Origin of the sequence: Asticcacaulis machinosus (assembly GCF_028550435.1) — a bacterium.
GTDB lineage: Bacteria > Pseudomonadota > Alphaproteobacteria > Caulobacterales > Caulobacteraceae > Asticcacaulis > Asticcacaulis machinosus.
This window is the reverse complement of record NZ_JAQQKV010000009.1, coordinates 1-809: the sequence shown is the minus strand read 5'-3', so window position 1 is coordinate 809 and position 809 is coordinate 1. Positions and strand designations below refer to the sequence as shown.

Annotated in this window: 1 protein-coding gene; it reads right to left on the bottom strand. The window is 60.9% G+C overall.

Features of this window, described 5'->3' with window-relative positions:
* Positions 1 to 23: 23 nt before the first annotated feature.
* Positions 24 to 809: acyl-CoA dehydrogenase family protein (locus PQU98_RS16920; protein WP_272746142.1), on the bottom strand; the 786-nt coding region annotated here is incomplete at its 5' end.

Below are 809 nucleotides of genomic sequence, written 5' to 3'. Positions count from 1 at the left end.
CGCTTCACACTTTTTGGCATGCGCTAATAAAACGCCTGCAGTCCCGTTTGCGCCCGCCCGAGGATGAGGGCGTGGACATCATGGGTGCCCTCATAGGTGTTGACGCTCTCCAGGTTCTGGGCGTGGCGCATGACGTGGAATTCTTCGTGGATGCCATTGCCGCCGTGCATATCCCGCGCGTGGCGCGCGATCTCCAGCGCCTTGCCGCAGTTGTTGCGCTTGATCAGGCTGATCATCTCTGGCTGCATCATTCCCTGATCGAACAGTTGCCCGACGCGCAGCGCCGCCTGCAGGCCCAGCGTAATCTCGGTCTGCATATCGGCCAGCTTCTTCTGGAACAGTTGCGTCTGCGCCAGCGGCCTTCCGAACTGAACGCGATCAAGGCCGTACTGCCGCGCCCGGTGCCAGCAGTCTTCGGCGGCACCCATCACGCCCCACGCGATGCCGTAACGGGCGCGGTTCAGACAGCCGAACGGGCCTTTCAGGCCCTCGACATGGGGCAGAATGGCGTCATCTGCGACTTCGACATTGTCCATGACAATCTCGCCGGTGATCGAGGCGCGAAGGCTGAGTTTACCGTGGATTTTGGGCGCCGACAGGCCCTTCAATCCCTTGTCCAAAATAAAGCCACGGATCACCCCGTCCAGCTTGGCCCAGACCACAAACACGTCGGCGATGGGGGAGTTCGAGATCCACATCTTGGTGCCGTTGAGGCGGTAACCGCCGTCAATCTTATCGGCCTTTGTGCGCATCGAACCCGGATCAGAGCCCGCATCAGGTTCGGTCAGGCCAAAGCAGCCGATCCATTC